The sequence below is a fragment of the Nonomuraea sp. NPDC054003 genome (assembly GCF_055585125.1).
Map to the genome: position 1 here is coordinate 366,848 of NZ_JBVJKR010000009.1, position 14,174 is coordinate 381,021.

At 70.9% G+C, this 14,174-nt stretch carries 16 protein-coding genes; 9 read left to right on the forward strand and 7 right to left on the reverse strand.

Features of this window, described 5'->3' with window-relative positions; all coding sequences use genetic code 11:
- Positions 1–87 precede the first annotated feature (87 nt).
- The 3 genes from ACZ6YG_RS25450 (at position 88) to ACZ6YG_RS25460 (ending at position 1,023) form a co-directional block, all read left to right on the forward strand.
- Complete coding sequence (locus tag ACZ6YG_RS25450) at positions 88–384, forward strand: hypothetical protein (RefSeq protein WP_219543968.1); 297 nt, start codon at positions 88–90, stop codon at positions 382–384.
- A 131-nt stretch (positions 385–515) separates the two neighbouring features.
- Positions 516–785 (forward strand): WhiB family transcriptional regulator, encoded by a 270-nt coding sequence (locus tag ACZ6YG_RS25455; RefSeq protein ID WP_148029290.1) that lies wholly within the window; start codon positions 516–518, stop codon positions 783–785.
- Between the two features lie 40 nt (positions 786–825).
- On the forward strand, positions 826–1,023 hold the full coding sequence (locus ACZ6YG_RS25460; RefSeq protein ID WP_148029291.1) for a hypothetical protein: 198 nt from the start codon (positions 826–828) through the stop codon (positions 1,021–1,023).
- 92 nt (positions 1,024–1,115) lie between these two features.
- Here the strand turns inward: ACZ6YG_RS25460 and ACZ6YG_RS25465 are convergent, their stop codons facing one another.
- Together ACZ6YG_RS25465 and ACZ6YG_RS25470 are read right to left on the reverse strand one after the other, a co-directional pair.
- Positions 1,116–1,706, reverse strand: coding sequence for a hypothetical protein (locus tag ACZ6YG_RS25465; RefSeq protein ID WP_466019373.1), 591 nt, complete (start codon positions 1,704–1,706; stop codon positions 1,116–1,118).
- 304 nt (positions 1,707–2,010) lie between these two features.
- A complete protein-coding gene (locus tag ACZ6YG_RS25470) occupies positions 2,011–3,972 on the reverse strand; it encodes a heavy metal translocating P-type ATPase (protein WP_466019374.1) in 1,962 nt (653 codons plus the stop codon).
- A 30-nt stretch (positions 3,973–4,002) separates the two neighbouring features.
- Here ACZ6YG_RS25470 and ACZ6YG_RS25475 point away from each other — a divergent pair, with 30 nt between their 5' ends.
- On the forward strand, positions 4,003–4,365 hold the full coding sequence (locus ACZ6YG_RS25475; RefSeq protein ID WP_148029294.1) for a hypothetical protein: 363 nt from the start codon (positions 4,003–4,005) through the stop codon (positions 4,363–4,365).
- 42 nt (positions 4,366–4,407) lie between these two features.
- On the opposite strand, the gene ACZ6YG_RS25480 is transcribed toward ACZ6YG_RS25475, so the two are convergent.
- Both ACZ6YG_RS25480 and ACZ6YG_RS25485 read right to left on the reverse strand, forming a co-directional pair.
- Positions 4,408–5,745, reverse strand: a complete 1,338-nt coding sequence (locus tag ACZ6YG_RS25480) for an ABC1 kinase family protein (RefSeq protein ID WP_466019375.1) — start codon at positions 5,743–5,745, stop codon at positions 4,408–4,410.
- Between the two features lie 16 nt (positions 5,746–5,761).
- Positions 5,762–7,102 carry a ThiF family adenylyltransferase gene (locus ACZ6YG_RS25485; protein ID WP_466019376.1) on the reverse strand — a complete coding sequence of 447 codons (1,341 nt, stop codon included), beginning with the start codon at positions 7,100–7,102 and terminating at the stop codon, positions 5,762–5,764.
- Positions 7,103–7,439: 337 nt separating this feature from the next.
- Between ACZ6YG_RS25485 and ACZ6YG_RS25490 the strand changes: the two genes are divergently transcribed.
- Together ACZ6YG_RS25490 and ACZ6YG_RS25495 are read left to right on the forward strand one after the other, a co-directional pair.
- Positions 7,440–7,955 (forward strand): M48 metallopeptidase family protein, encoded by a 516-nt coding sequence (locus tag ACZ6YG_RS25490; RefSeq protein ID WP_261808313.1) that lies wholly within the window; start codon positions 7,440–7,442, stop codon positions 7,953–7,955.
- Positions 7,952–8,536, forward strand: coding sequence for a hypothetical protein (locus ACZ6YG_RS25495; RefSeq protein WP_364237104.1), 585 nt, complete (start codon positions 7,952–7,954; stop codon positions 8,534–8,536). The genes ACZ6YG_RS25490 and ACZ6YG_RS25495 overlap by 4 nt, the downstream gene beginning before the upstream one ends.
- Here the strand turns inward: ACZ6YG_RS25495 and ACZ6YG_RS25500 are convergent.
- From ACZ6YG_RS25500 to ACZ6YG_RS25510, 3 genes are all read right to left on the reverse strand, one after another.
- Positions 8,523–9,524: an endonuclease/exonuclease/phosphatase family protein gene (locus ACZ6YG_RS25500; RefSeq protein WP_466019377.1), complete on the reverse strand. Its 1,002-nt coding sequence runs from the start codon at positions 9,522–9,524 to the stop codon at positions 8,523–8,525. The two genes, ACZ6YG_RS25495 and ACZ6YG_RS25500, sit on opposite strands and share 14 nt — an antisense overlap.
- A gap of 63 nt (positions 9,525–9,587) precedes the next feature.
- Positions 9,588–10,160: an NUDIX hydrolase gene (locus ACZ6YG_RS25505; protein WP_466019378.1), complete on the reverse strand. Its 573-nt coding sequence runs from the start codon at positions 10,158–10,160 to the stop codon at positions 9,588–9,590.
- Positions 10,157–11,362 (reverse strand): zinc-dependent metalloprotease, encoded by a 1,206-nt coding sequence (locus tag ACZ6YG_RS25510; RefSeq protein ID WP_271278967.1) that lies wholly within the window; start codon positions 11,360–11,362, stop codon positions 10,157–10,159. The genes ACZ6YG_RS25505 and ACZ6YG_RS25510 overlap by 4 nt, the downstream gene beginning before the upstream one ends.
- A 130-nt stretch (positions 11,363–11,492) precedes the next feature.
- On the opposite strand from ACZ6YG_RS25510, the gene ACZ6YG_RS25515 reads away from it, so the two are divergent.
- From ACZ6YG_RS25515 to ACZ6YG_RS25525, 3 genes are read left to right on the forward strand one after another with little or no spacing between them, the layout of a single operon-like run.
- Positions 11,493–12,566, forward strand: a complete 1,074-nt coding sequence (locus ACZ6YG_RS25515) for an NAD-dependent epimerase/dehydratase family protein (protein ID WP_187281383.1) — start codon at positions 11,493–11,495, stop codon at positions 12,564–12,566.
- A gap of 20 nt (positions 12,567–12,586) precedes the next feature.
- Positions 12,587–13,012: a molybdenum cofactor biosynthesis protein MoaE gene (locus ACZ6YG_RS25520; protein WP_148029300.1), complete on the forward strand. Its 426-nt coding sequence runs from the start codon at positions 12,587–12,589 to the stop codon at positions 13,010–13,012.
- 10 nt (positions 13,013–13,022) lie between these two features.
- Positions 13,023–14,063 (forward strand): YlbL family protein, encoded by a 1,041-nt coding sequence (locus ACZ6YG_RS25525; protein WP_148029301.1) that lies wholly within the window; start codon positions 13,023–13,025, stop codon positions 14,061–14,063.
- Positions 14,064–14,174 lie beyond the last annotated feature (111 nt).

The window sequence follows — 14,174 nt, forward strand, 5'->3', positions numbered from 1 at the left end:
TGCCCAACCCCGAGATCCGGGTTTAGGGTCATGGTCAAGCGAGTCGGGCGTCCCTGCCCGACGATCCCAGAGCGGAGGTGAGTCACAGTGATCAGCATCAACAACACGCCGGCCACGCAGTGGCTGCTTTCCGCGTGCCGTGACTCGGTGAGGCTCGTCAGTGGGCCGGCCAAGCTGCGGCAGGACGAGTCTGCCCGTCGCCAGGAGTCCCTGATGTATGCGCGCGCCCACGCCGGCGCCGCCACCTCCGGTGCTCCCGTCTTCGCCGCAGCCGTCGCTCTGGGCGTCCCTGCGGGCACCGCAGGCGCCGAAGTGCCGACCCAGCCGATCGCCAAGCGTGGAGTGGGTCCGCAACCCTGGAGGGATGCTCCGGTCATAACCTGACCGGCACACAGCAGCCCCCAGGCCGCGGATCCGCAGACAGGATCCGCGGCCTCTTTGTTTGTCCGTGATCCCGATCACCCACGAGGTGTGTCCCGACCAAGAACAACGTGTTCGATCAAAGGAGAATCCTGATGGGGGCGAAGACGATCATGGACCTGATCGACGAAGCCGAGATCCCCTGTCGTACCGACCCTGACCTGTGGTTCGCCGAGTCGCCGGAGGACGTCGAGTTCGCCAAGGCGCTCTGCACCGGGTGCCCGATCCAGAAGGCCTGCCTCGAGCGCGCGCTCGAGCGCGAGGAGCCGTGGGGCGTCTGGGGCGGCGAGCTCATCCTCCGCGGGACCATCGTGCCCCGCAAGCGTCCGCGTGGCCGTCCGCGCAAGCACCCGGTCGCGGCCTGACCCACCGATCCAGCAACACCAGCAGAAAGAAGACGATCTGATGAGCCTCATCCCGACGAGCGGCGAGTTCTCGGCCCCGTATCTCTACCATGAACTGGTCAACGACCGAATACGGACCCTCCACCGCGAGGCGGAGGAGCAGCGCTTGGCCTCCCGCATCAGCCGCGTCCGCAGGGCGCAGCGTGGTGTCCAGCGCGCCAACGAGCGCCTGAACCGGGCGTTGCGACTGGTGCTATGACAGGGGAGGTCCTGCCGCCGGCGCAGGACCTCCCCGCCGAGAATCAGACCCGCGCGGAACGACGGTTCCGCGCGGGTCTTCCGCGTTCGGTTCTACGCGTGCTGGCCGGCCGGTCTCCTCACGGGATCGGCCGTCCCGGCGGCGGCGAAGAGGCGGGCGGACATCCACGCGATGCCCGCCGCCGCGACGACCAGCCCGCCGAGGTAGGCCCACTCCGGCACGACCCCGCGCAGCGACCCGGGCACCATCCCCGCCGCGTAGAGCAGCACGGCGGCGACCGGCAGCGTCCCCGACCGGATCGCCGCCACGCCGAACAGCAGCACCCCCGACAGCAGCACCGCCGAGGTCACCAGGAACGCCGTCCCCGTCCCTCCGGCCAGCAGCTCGCTCACCGTCGCGCCGGGGAGCGACGGGAAAACGAAGTGCAGCGTGTACTCGACGGCGAACGCCCCGGCCAGACCGGCGCCGTTGAGCACGTACCCGGCCAGCCCGAGCCCGCCGGTCCCGCTCCGGATGAGCAGATAGAGCCCGGTGATCGCGAACAGCCCGGACAGCGCCGCGAACGGCGCCACCGCGTGCGTGACCGGCGTCTCGGCGACCACCCCGGCCCGCCGGAACACGTTGAAGACGAGCAGCACGGCGCAGACATAGCCGGCTGACCCGGCCATGCGGAAGAGACCCATCCCGGATCCCGCCTTTCACTCGACGATGGTTGCCGCCATCATCAGGCGCGCTTTCCGGCCGGGCCGATGGCCCGCCGCCATCCGTAAGAACCCCGAAAGACGTCACGGGGACGTCCGAACCGACGGCGGCCACCAGCGGAACGCGCTGGTCGCCGACGCCTTCACCACCTCGCACCGCGAACAGCCGCCGACCGCACCCGCCGCCGGTCGTCCAGGTACCGGCCCGTGCGCGCCCGGCGGCATCCGCCGCTGGTCGTCCGGATGTCGGCCCTCTGCGTGCCCGGCCGCACACGCCGCCGGGCGTTCAGAGTGTCCGGGCGGGTGTCGCGTGGTCGAGGAACGTTTTCGTGCTGTGTGCCGGAGTGAGGTCGAGCCGGCGCAGCAGTTGGGCGTTCAGCGCGACCACGACGGTCGAGGCCGACATGAGGATCGCCCCGACGCTCATCGGCAGCACGAACCCGATCGGCGCGAGCACCCCGGCGGCCAGGGGCACCGAGATCAGGTTGTAGCCGGCGGCCCACCACAGGTTCTGCTTCATCTTCCGGAAGCTCGCCCGCGACAGATCGATGACGGAGAGCACCGAGCGCGGATCCGAGGAGACGAGGATCACCCCGGCCGAGCCGATCGCCACATCGGTGCCGGCCCCGATCGCGATGCCGACGTCGGCCTGGGCCAGCGCGGGGGCGTCGTTGACGCCGTCGCCGACCATGGCGACCTTCCTGCCCTCCGACTGCAGCTCCGCGACCTTGGCCGCCTTGTCCTCCGGCCGCACCCCGGCGAACACCCGGTCGATGCCGAGCTCGGCGGCCACGGTGTCGGCGACGGCCCGGGCGTCACCGGTGATCATCACGACCTGGACGCCCACGGCGTGCAGGGCGTCGACGGCGTCGCGGGACTCGGGCCGGATCTCGTCGGCCAGCCGGAGCGCGCCGATCACCTGGCCGCCGGCGAGGACGTGCAGGATGATCGCCCCCTCCGTCCGCCACTCACCGGCGACGGGAAGCTCGTCCAGGCCGTGCTCGTCGAGGAGGTACGGGCCGCCGACCTCGATCACGGTGCCGTTCGCGGTCGCCTTCACGCCGACCGCGGGGGAGGAGGAGAACTCGCTGGCCTGGGGCACATCCAGCCCACGCGTACGGGCCGCGCCGACGATGGCCTTGGCCAGCGGATGCTCGCTGTCGCTCTCCGCCGCCGCGGCCAGGGCCAGCACCTCGTCCGCGCCGCGACCGCCGACCGGCTCGATCCCGGTCACGGTGGGTTCGCCCTTGGTCAGGGTGCCGGTCTTGTCGAACAGGACGGCATCGACGGTGCGCATCGACTCCAGCGCGAGACGGTCCTTGACCAGCACGCCTCCCCGGGCGGCGCGCTCGGTGGCGATGGACACCACCAGCGGGATCGCCAGGCCCAGAGCGTGCGGGCAGGCGATGACGAGCACGGTGATGGTCCGCACGATCCCGCTGTCGGGCAGCCCGACGAGGGCCCAGACGACGGCGGCGATCGCGGCGGCACCCAGGGCGAACCAGAACAGCCACGCCGCCGCGGTGTCGGCGACGCGCTGGGCACGCGAGGACGAGGCCTGGGCGTCGGCGACGAGTCGCTGGATGCCCGCCAGGGCGGTGTCGTCGCCGATGGCGGTGACCTCGACGCGGAGGCCGGAGTCGGTGGCGACGGTGCCGGCGACCACCTGTTCGCCGGCCTCGCGGCGCACCGGCTTGGACTCTCCGGTGACCATGGACTCGTCCATGCTCGCGGAACCGTCGATGATCTTCCCGTCGGCGGGGACCGAGGCGCCGGGACGGACGATGACGACGTCACCGACCACCAGGTCGGCCGGGGCGACCTTGACCACGTCGTCGCCGTCGACCTTCTCGGCCTCGTCGGGCAGCAGGGCCGCCAGGGAATCCAGAGCCGAGGTGGTCTGCGCCAGGGAGCGCATCTCGATCCAGTGGCCCAGGAGCATGATGACGACCAGCAGGGCCAGCTCCCACCAGAAGTTCAGCTCCTCGTCGAGCACGTGCAGGCTGGCACCCCAGGAGGCGACGAACGCCACCGTGATAGCGAGGCCGACGAGCAGCATCATGCCGGGCCGGCGGGAGCGGATCTCCGAGACCGCCCCGGTCAGGAACGGCCGTCCGCCCCAGAAATAGACGACGGTGCCCAGCACCGGTGAGACCCACGGCACCCACGCGGAATCAGGCAGGCGGTAGCCGATGATGTGGGCGAACATCTCGTTGAACCCCACCACGGGGACCGCCAGGACCAGCATGATCCAGAACAGCCGCCGGAACTGCCCAACATGATCACCATGCCCGCCGTGAGCGTTATGCCTGCCGTGCCCGCCGTGCCCGTCCTGACCGGCATGGCCATCCTGGCCTTCGTGAGCGCCGCGACCGTTCTGACCGCCGTGACCCCCTTGATCACCACGGTCGCCCTGATCACCACGGCCGCCGTGGCCTTCGTGAGCGCCATGGATGCCATGACCGTCGTGATCGGCCTGATGGCCGGGTGTGTCCGGTCCTGGAGTGTGCGGATGGTTGCGGCGCGTACTCATGCTCGGATCTCAACCCCGGTATGTCGGCGGGAAGGGAGCCCGTTCCCCCACGGAGGAGGAGCGGGCATTCATACCCCGACTTACGCGTGTTCCACCAATCCGCGGTGATACGCCCGTTCGAACCTGGTCATGAAGGCGCGGGTGCGGAGATCAGGTGGTGACGAGGGCCATGTCGTCGGGGTCGATGGTGTCGTCGGAGAAGCCCGGAACCCAGCGGATCACCTCGTCGCGAAAACGTGCCGTGGTGCCCAGCTGGCACAGGACCCCGATCCCCGCCATGTGAACCCGGTGGATGAGCACGTACGAGGCCGGCAGGTTGAGCTGGCGGACCACGTTGCCGGGCCGCAGGTCGGTCGCCGAGGCGGCCTGTGTCTGCAGCCAGGCGCGGCTGAACGTGAACTCCTCCACCGCCGTCGGCTCCACGTAGGGCGACAGGAAGGCGCGCAGCGCGTCGGGGTCGATCTCGATGTCGGGCCGGATGAAGCCCTCCGCCCGCAGCCCGGCGATCACGGTGTCCATGTCGCCCTGGTTGAAGATGCGGGTGAGCTGCCCGAACGCCAGCGGGTAGCCGCCCCGGCTGACGGCGCCGAAGTCGAGGACGCCCAGCTTGCCGTTGGGCAGCATGCGGAAGTTGCCCGGGTGGGGGTCGGCGTGGAGCATGCCGACCCTGGCGGGGGAGCAGAACAGGAAGCGGACGAACAGCAGCCCGGCCCGGTCGCGCTCCTCCTTCGTGCCCTCGGTGATGACACGCGACAGCGGGACGCCGTCCATCCACTCGGTGACCAGCACGGTCTCGTTGGCGGCGATGACGTCGGGCACGTGGAAGTCGGGGTCGTCGTGGAACTCGAGCGCGAAGGCGTGCTGGGCCTCGGCCTCGCGGAGGTAGTCGAGCTCCTCGGCGACCCGCTCACGCAGCTCGGCGAGGACGGACTTGATGTCGAGGCCGGGCATGAGCACCCCGAACAGCTTGCCGAGCCGGGCGAGCTGGGCGAAGTCGCCGAGCAGGGCCTTGCCGGCGCCGGGGTACTGGATCTTGACCGCGGCCTCCCTGCCGTCGTGCCAGACGGCCCGGTGGACCTGGCCGATGGAGGCGGCGGCGGTCGGCTCGTCGTCGAAGGACTGGAAATGGTCGCGCCAGTCGTCGCCGAGCTGCTCGGCCAGCACCTTGTGGACGGTGGCGACCGGGAGCGGGGGCGCCGCGTCCTGGAGCTTGGTGAGCGTGGCGCGGTAGGGGGCGACGATCTCGGGCGGCAGGGCGGCCTCGAAGATGGACAGCGCCTGGCCGAGCTTCATCGCGCCGCCCTTGAGCTCGCCCAGCACCTTGAAGATCTGCTCGGCGGTGCGCTGCTGGATCTCCTCGGCGACCATTTCGGCGGACTTGCCGCCGATGCGCTTACCCAGCCCGAGGGCGGTGCGTCCGGCGAAACTGAGGGGCAGGGTGGCCAGCTTGGCGGAGCGCGTGACGGCGCGGCGAGGAAGATCGCTCATCCTGATGTGCGGAATCTCAGCCGAGATGCCGCTTCCCCCCTTCGTCGGTCGTTACCTGGGCTTGTGAATCGCAGGTAGCTGACATGACCATTGTTAGCGGATATGGATAGGTTCGTATACAACGACATTGCGGGTGGATTGTCCACGATCGGTGCTTCCAATGTCGATCAGGCGATATGTCGGTTGTGCCGTTCGTCACAGCCGAGGCGTGACCATCGAGGAAGTTCAGGGCATGACCGGCCACCGCGGCGGCGACGGAGGCCGCCAGGGAGGCGTCGCAGGCGATCTCCCCGGGGGGATAGCCACCGAGCCCGGCGGTGACGACCGGCCAGGCCGGATCATGATCCCGTCTGGTCAAGTCTAGGCAGTGCAAACAGGCGGTCTGTCCAGGTACAACGAGCGGACCCGCGGATCCATGCCCTTCAAAGGCGGATCCGAGCAGATGCGGGATGCCCAGCGCCGTCAACTCGTTGACCAGCACCATGTCCAGCGGCCGCACCGGAGTGAGGATCACGAGATCGGGCCGCTCGGTCCCGTCACCCAGATAAGGCCCGCCCGCCCGCACCTCCACCACCGCACGCTCACCCAAGCCGCTGACCGCCCGCCGCTGCCCTGCGGCAACGCGACCCGCGCCGGCACGAGCGGCCCGCCCCCCACCATCGCCGGCACCAGCGGCTCGTCCCTCTCCATCACCGGCACGAGACCGCTTCCCGCCGCCGGAACGAGCCGGCCTTGGGTCATCCCGGCCCTCGCCGCCACGAGCCACCCCCGGGCCTTCCCCGCCTTCGCCGGGATGGGCCAGCCTCGCGGCCACCGCGACCGCGCCGTCCTGCCGCGGCATCCCCACCTCCGCCCACGTCAGCCCGCCGGGCACCAGGTCGCGGGGTCGTGTGGGATCAGGGTCGAACACCCGGATCCCGCCCACGCCGCCCGCCGCCAGCAGCGCGACCACCTGCGCCCCCACCCGGCCCGCGCCGTAGACCCGCACCCGCGACCGCGCCCTGCGCAGCAGCGACTCCCGCCCGCCGCCGGGCGCGGCCCCGGCCAGATCCATCGCGTCCAGATCGGGCCGCATCCGGTCGAGCTCGGCCAGCGGCAGCGGCAGGGCGGGCCCGCCCGCGTCGTCGAGCACGCCGGACCGGCCGAGCTGGTCGAGCAGGTCACGGGCGGCAACCTCCGGCAGCCCGGCCGACCGCGCCTCGCGCAACGCCCCGGCCAGGTCGCGGACGCCGTCGAGCCTGTCGAGCCACCGCCGGGCGGCCCTGCTGAGCCCCGTCAGGACGACGGCCCGCCCGGGATGCGCACCGAGCTGGAGCGTCCGCTCGTCACGGTCGACACGGGGGAGGGCGGGATGCACACGTGGCCTCATGGCCCGAAGATTTGCACGTGAATTCAAGATCCCGCTCCGGAACGCCCGCCGCTGTGGATAACCGGCCAAGCCCCCGAAACCCTGTGGACAACCACTGACATTAAATTCTTGGTAAAGTCGAAACCGCAGAACGATCGCACCGCGAGCCCTTGACCGGATGTCACCCAGCTCTTGAATCCACGCTCAGAACGACACTTCCGGCGTGCCACGGTGATCAGGATCGGGAAACCGCGCTTGCCCAAATTCACCGGCTCTTAATCATCTGACCAGCAGAAACATGACTCGCCCTCTGGGGAATTCCGCGAGTGTCGGCTACCGTGCATATGTGCCCCCCGAGACAGTCGAGGTCCGTCGCAGTTCTCGTCGCCGGCGTACGGTCTCCGCTTACCGCGACGGCGACAAGACGATCGTGCTCCTGCCCGCCTGGCTCAGCGGCGAGGACGAGGACGAATGGGTGAGCCGGATGCTCGATCGGCTCGCGGCCAAGGAGCGCAAGCGACGGCCGACGGACGAGGCGCTGCTGGAGCGGGCGAAGGACCTTTCCGCGAAATACCTCGACGGCAAAGCCCGGCCCGCGAGCGTGCGGTGGGTCGACAACCAGCACCACCGATGGGGCTCCTGCACCCCGGAGACAGGCACGATCCGCATCTCGACCCGCCTCAAGGGCCTGCCCGAGTGGGTCATCAACTACGTCATCGTCCACGAACTCGTCCACCTGCTCGTGCCCAGCCACGGCCCCCGGTTCTGGACCCTGGTGGAGCGCTACCCGAAGGCCGAGCGCGCCCGCGGCTTCCTGGAGGGATTCTCCGCCGCCGCCCAGAACGCCCCGGAGGAGTGTTGACGCGTACCGTCGCGGTTCTCGTACGGGAGCGCATGGCCCGATCCGCGCCGCCAGGGGTCGACCCCGCCCGCTGGCTGGAGGCGATCGCGGAAGACACCTACGAGATGGTCGCCGGCCTGGAGCTGGTCACCCCCGTCCTGGCGACGAGCGTCCCCGGTCTCGACGACCTCGTCTGGCCCGGCACCGAGATCCTCGAAATAGGCGAGGACGACCCGGTCAAGGACGTTCTGCAGCTGCTCAAGGGCGATCAGGCCGCGATCGTCGCCGCCGACGCGCCCGACCTGCCGCCGCTGCTGATCGGCAAGCTCTTCCGCGAGCTCGGACGCGCGCTGATCACCGTCAGCCCCGCAGAAGGGGGCGGTGCCGTCGCGCTCGCCTGCCACCTGCCGCCGCCCGCCTGGGCGGATCCCGACCTGGACGACCCCGACCCGGTGGCGGCGCTGCGCGCGCAGGCGCCCGGCCGTCGCATGGTGGCGGCCACGCCCGGCTGGCACCGGCTGCGCGCCCCCGGCGACGCCGAGCGTCTCGACCCCGGCCTCGAAGGCTGGGAGAGCACCCGCGCCCTGCTCACGGCACGCTGAGCTCCGCGAACACCGCCCGATGGTCGGTGCCTGGCACGTCGTGCACGCTGACCGCCTTCACCCCCACCCGCTCGTCCACCAGCACGTGGTCGATCGTGATGATCGGCGGGATCCGCCTGTTGGCCGGCCAGGTCGGGATCAGCCCCGCGCCCACCTGGTCGGCGGCGTCCTTGTAGCCGCGCGCCAGCAGCCGGCGCATCGGCACGTGGTCGAGCGAGGCGTTGAAGTCGCCCGCCAGGATGCGCACCGCGCCGCCGGACGGGCCGGGCAGCGACTCCAGCGCCTTCTGCCAGGCGGCGGCATGCGGCCCGATCGGCGGCACCGGATGCACGTCGAAGAGCTCGACCGGCGCCCCGCCGGGCAGCGACAGCCTGGCCACCGGCATGTTGTGGCCCTCCAGCGGGGGCAGCGCGTCATCCAGCGGCTCCAGCGGGAAGCGGGAGAAGATGCCGCTGCCGCCCGCGCTCCACTCCGCCTGCAGCACGCGGTGCGGCATGACCTCCGTCAAACCGGCCGCGTCGAGCCCTTCGACCGCGCCGGGCGTCAGCTCCTGCGTGTTCAGCACGTCGGGCCGCAGCTCCCGCACCATGTTCATGATCGTCTGCGTGTCGGCCCTGCCGAACAGCAGGTTGACGGTCAGCACCCGGAGCGGCCGGCCCGCCGTCGCCTCCGCCACGCCGAGGGTCCTGGGCAGCACGCTGAACCCCAGCACCGTGCTGGCCAGCAGCGCGACCGCGGTGGCGGCCCGCCTGCGCCCGAGCGCGGCGATCATGAGGGGGACCAGCGAACCGGCGGCCGCGTACGGGGTCGCGGTCATGATCTGGGTGGGGATCGCCCCCCGTTCCAGCCCCGCCAGCCTCGTCACCGCCCACGCCGCGAACGGCGTCACGGCCAGCCACGTCAGCACGGCCCCGGCGCGCCCGGTGCGCCGCCGGCGCGCGGGCGTGACGATCGTCCCCCCGACGGGACTCTCCGAGGACACGCCCACTGCCAAAACCTCTCTGGAACGTTACGAAACCTCAGCGGCCTCCGCTGACGGCCGGACCGCCGGTCAGCCAGCCGTCCCCCGACCGGCGGCGACCCGTTCCGCCAGCGCGGCGCGTCCCCTGGCCGCGAGGCGGCGGGTGGCCTCGTCGGACAGCTCGGGGATCTCCTCCACCGGGAACCAGCGCAGGTCCAGGGACTCCTCGCTGATCACCGCCTCGGCGCCCTCCGGGGCGACGGCGGCGTACTCGACGTCGAGATGCCAGCTGTGCGGCGGATGGCACCACACCCGGTGACGGTCCAGCGCGAGCGGGCCGGGCAGCAGCTCCAGGTCCGCGATGCCGGACTCCTCCTCGGCCTCGCGCAGCGCCACCCCGGCCAGCGTGGTGTCGGAAGGCTCGCAGTGGCCGCCCATCGGCAGCCACATCCCGGCCTTCGGATGCAGGGTGAGCAGCACCCGCGCGCCGTCGTGCGACAGCACGGCCGTGGTCGCCGTGAGATGGCCGGGCACGCACTCGCGCAGCATGGCGTCCTCGTGAGCCGCCAGGTGGTCGAGGAACTCCGCGCGCAGCGACTCCTCCCCGGCCGTCGGCGCGGTCCACGCGGTGAGCACGGCCACCGCGTCGTCGTGCAGGCTCAACTCTGGTCGCCCTCGTCGCGGGGCTTCTCCTCCAGCTGGGAGATGTCCCACGTGGTCTCGCCCCGGACGAACGCCTCGGGATCGTCGAGGTCGTCGGCCGTCGGGATGAGGTCGGGGTGCGACCACAGCGCGTCGCGGCCGTCGACGCCGCGCGCCTCCTTGACGGCCTGCCACAGCTTGGCGGCCTCGCGCAGCCTGCGCGGGCGCAGCTCCAGCCCGACGAGCGTGCCGAAGGTCAGCTCGGCCGGCCCGCCGGTCGCGCGGCGCCGTCGTACGGTCTCGGCCAGGGCGACCGCGGAGGGCAGCTTGCCGGCGGCGGCGTCGTCGACCACCGTCGCGACCCAGCCCTCGACCAGGGCCAGCATCGTCTCCAGGCGGACCAGGGCGGCCTTCTGCCGCTCGGTCTCCTCGGGCTTGAGCAGCGCGCCGCCGCTCAGCGCCTCCTGGAGAGCCTGCGGGTTGTTGATGTCGAGCCCGCGGATCTGCTCCTCAAGGGCCGAGGTGTCGACCGTGATGCCCTTGGCGTACTCCTCGACGGCGCCGAGCAGGTGGCCGCGGAGCCACGGCACGTGCTGGAACAGCCGGTGGTGCGCCGCCTCGCGCAGCGCCAGGTAGAGCCTGATCTCGTCGGCGGGGTGTTCGAGGCCGGAGCTGAAGGAGGCGACGCCGCCGGGCAGCAGCGCGGCCGTGCCGGACAGCGGCAGGCCGATGTCGGTGGTGCCGATCACCTCACGCGCCAGCGAGCCGATGGCCTGGCCGATCTGCTGGCCGACCATCATGCCGCCCATCTGCTTGAGCATGCCCATCAGCGGCCCGGCCATCTGCTGGGCCTCGGGTGGCAGCCCGGAGCCGCCGATGGCGCCGCCCATGGTCTCGACCATGCGCTCGGCGATCGGCTCGGCCAGCTTGCGCCACACCGGGATCGTGTTCTCGATCCACTCGGACCGGCTCCACGCCTGCGGGTTGGACACGCCGCTGGGCAGCGTGGTCGCCTCGTTGAGCCACAGGTCGGCCAGGCTGAGCGCCTCGACGATCTGGCGGCGCTCGCCCTCCATCACGCTCGGGTCGCCTTGCGCGACGACGGCGTGGCGGGCGATGTTCTTGGCCATGTCCCAGTTGACAGGGCCTGAACCCTGGGGCGCCGACAGCATGTCGGCGAACTGGCGCATCGCCTGAGCCATCTGCTCAGGGTCACCGAACATGGCGAACGGGTTTTCGTTGGGGTCGTTTTCACGACCTGGCAGGTCAGTCACCGCGTTACCTCGTGCAGGATGGAGGAGTCCACATCCGCCACGTTAGTCGTCCTGTGGCGGATCAGTGCAAAGTGAGGACCTGGTGCCTACCTCGAAACGCTCGCGCCGACCAGTCGTAGCCGTCACCGGCGCCGCATCCGGCCTGGGCCGCGAGCTGCTCGTCAGGCTCGTCACCTCCGCGGATTTCCGCAGAGTCGTGGCCATCGACGAGGAGCGCGGTGACGTGCAGGAAGCCACCTGGCGGGTGATCGACGTACGGGATCCGCTCTTGGCGAACCGGATCTCCGACATCGACGTCGTGGTCCACGTGGCCGGCGACTACGCCCTCGACTCCGATCCCGGCGAGCGCCGCGCGTACAACCTGAGAGCCGCCCAGACCGTCCTCACCGCCAGCGCGGCCGCGCGCGTCCGGCGCGTGGTGGTCGTCACGAGCGCGATGGTGTACGGCGCCGCGGCCGACAACGACGTGCCCCTCGCCGAGGACGCCCCGGTGGCGGCCGAGCCCGACACCGGCGTGGTCGGCGACTATCTGGAGATCGAGGCGCTGGTACGCACGTCGCTGCGCAGCCATCCCGGCCTGGAGGTCACGGTGCTGCGCCCGGCCGCGGTCGTCGGGCCCGGCATCGACACCGTGATCACCCGCCACTTCGAGTCGCCGCGGCTGCTGACGGTCAAGGGATGCGCGCAGCGCTGGCAGTTCTGCCACATCGACGACCTGGTCTCCGCCCTCGAACTGGCCGCCAAGGGCGCCGTCACCGGGGTGGCGGCCGTCGGCTGCGACGGCTGGCTCGAACAGGAGCAGATCGAGGAGCTGTCCGGGATCAGGCGGTTCGAGCTGCCGGCCGGGCTGACCTTCGGCACCGCCCAGCGCCTCCACCGGCTGGGCATCACGCCCGCCCCGGCCACCGACCTCCACTACGTCGTCTATCCGTGGGTGGTCGACTGCGCCGCCCTGCGCGAGGCCGGCTGGAAGCCGTCGTGGACCAACGAGACGGCCTTCAACCAGCTCCTGGAGCTGCGCGAGAACCGCACCACCGTGGTCGGCAGGCGGCTGCCCGTCAAGGAGGCCACCCTCACCGCGGCCGGCGCCACCGTCGCCGTCATCGGCACCGCCGCGATCGTCCGTCAGGTGCGCAAGAAGCGCCGCCTGTGAGAAATATGTAGGCTCTTCGCGTGGACGTCATCCGGTTGCTCGGCATTCGTGACACCCCGCTGTCCGTCGACGAGGTGACGGCCGCGGTGGCCGACCACGCGGCGGGCGGCACGACCCTGTTCGTGGGCACCGTGCGTGAGCAGGATCACGGCAAGCCGGTGACGAAGCTGTCCTACTCCGCCCACCCGTCCGCCGAGCAGGAGCTGCGCTCGGTGGCCGAGAAGGTGGCCTCCGACTTCCCCGTCACCGCGCTCGCCGCCGTCCACCGGGTCGGCGACCTGGCGCTCGGCGACACCGCGGTGATCGTGGCCGTGGCCTGCGCCCACCGCGACGAGGCGTTCAAGGCGGCGCGCAGGCTGATCGACGATCTCAAGTCCCAGGTGCCGATCTGGAAACACCAGGAGTTCGCCGACGGATCGACCGAGTGGGTCGGCGCCTGCGAATAAGCTCGGATCCATGTCACGACGTGCCTTGACCCTGCTGGTTTCGGGCTTCCTCGTGCTCGCGCTCGGCATCGGCGGCGCGCTCGTGGACGTTCCGTACGTCGTGCTCAGCCCAGGGCCCACGGAGAACACCCTCGGGCAGATCGACAAGCAGCCGGTGATCAAGATAACCGGGCGTGAGACCTATCCGACCAGCGGTTCGCTCCGGCTCGTCACCGTCGCCTACCAGGGCGGGCCGACCTCCCAGATCGACCTGCTCACCGCGCTGCGCGGCTGGATCGACCCCACCGTCGCCGTCGTGCCGCAGGAGACCATCTTCGCTCCCGACCGCAGCCAGAAGGAGGTCGAGGAGGAGAACACCGTCGAGATGACCAACTCCCAGGACGACGCCACGGCCGCCGCCCTGAACGAGCTGAAGATCCCGTACAGGACCGTCATCTCGGTCGTCTCCGTCGCCAAGGACAAGCCCGCCGCGGGCAAGATCGAGAAGGGCGACGAGATCACCTCCGTCGACGGCGAGCCGGTCACCAAGACCGAGGAGGTCGGCGAGGCGGTGCGGGCGCGCCGGGCGGGCGAGGAGGTGACGTTCGGCATCACCAGGGGTGACGAGGATCTCAAGATCACCGTGCCGACCGTCGCCGCCGACGGCGAGCCGGTCGTCGGGGTGAGCATGCGGGCGACCTACAAGTTCCCCTTCGAGGTCGACATCAACGTGGGCGAGGTCGGTGGGCCGAGCGCGGGGCTGATGTTCTCGCTCGGCATCGTGGACAAGCTCACCGAGGGGCCGATGACGGGCGGCAAGCAGATCGCCGGCACCGGCACCATCAAGCCCGACGGCACGGTGGGCCCGATCGGCGGCATCCCCCAGAAGCTGGTCGGCGCCCGCGACGCCGGCGCCACGATCTTCCTCACGCCCGCGGGAAACTGCGCCGAGGCCATGAAGGCCGTGCCTGACGGGCTTCGGCTGGTCAAGGCCGAGACTCTCAACAGTGCGAGGCTGGCGATCGAAGCCTTGGTCTCAGGTAAAGGCAAGGTCCCGTCTTGCTCTGGATGAAACTTCCCTCAATCGCCGCGCGTTAGCCGTAGTGGTGACACTGCGGTGTAGGTTGCCAGACACGGACCGTTTCTTCATCACGACGAGGGGTTGGCCTTGAGCTTCCGGACC

Bases quoted from the DNA above. Each gene is read 5' to 3' on its own strand.
- ACZ6YG_RS25455 (WP_148029290.1), top strand. From the start codon at position 516: ATGGGGGCGAAGACGATCATGGACCTGATCGACGAAGCCGAGATCCCC.
- ACZ6YG_RS25460 (WP_148029291.1), top strand. From the start codon at position 826: ATGAGCCTCATCCCGACGAGCGGCGAGTTCTCGGCCCCGTATCTCTAC.
- ACZ6YG_RS25465 (WP_466019373.1), bottom strand. From the start codon at position 1,706: ATGGGTCTCTTCCGCATGGCCGGGTCAGCCGGCTATGTCTGCGCCGTG.
- ACZ6YG_RS25470 (WP_466019374.1), bottom strand. From the start codon at position 3,972: ATGCTGGTCCTGGCGGTCCCCGTGGTGGGGTTCAACGAGATGTTCGCC.
- ACZ6YG_RS25475 (WP_148029294.1), top strand. From the start codon at position 4,003: ATGATCACCATGCCCGCCGTGAGCGTTATGCCTGCCGTGCCCGCCGTG.
- ACZ6YG_RS25480 (WP_466019375.1), bottom strand. From the start codon at position 5,745: ATGAGCGATCTTCCTCGCCGCGCCGTCACGCGCTCCGCCAAGCTGGCC.
- ACZ6YG_RS25510 (WP_271278967.1), bottom strand. From the start codon at position 11,362: ATGTTCGGTGACCCTGAGCAGATGGCTCAGGCGATGCGCCAGTTCGCC.
- ACZ6YG_RS25525 (WP_148029301.1), top strand. From the start codon at position 13,023: ATGTCACGACGTGCCTTGACCCTGCTGGTTTCGGGCTTCCTCGTGCTC.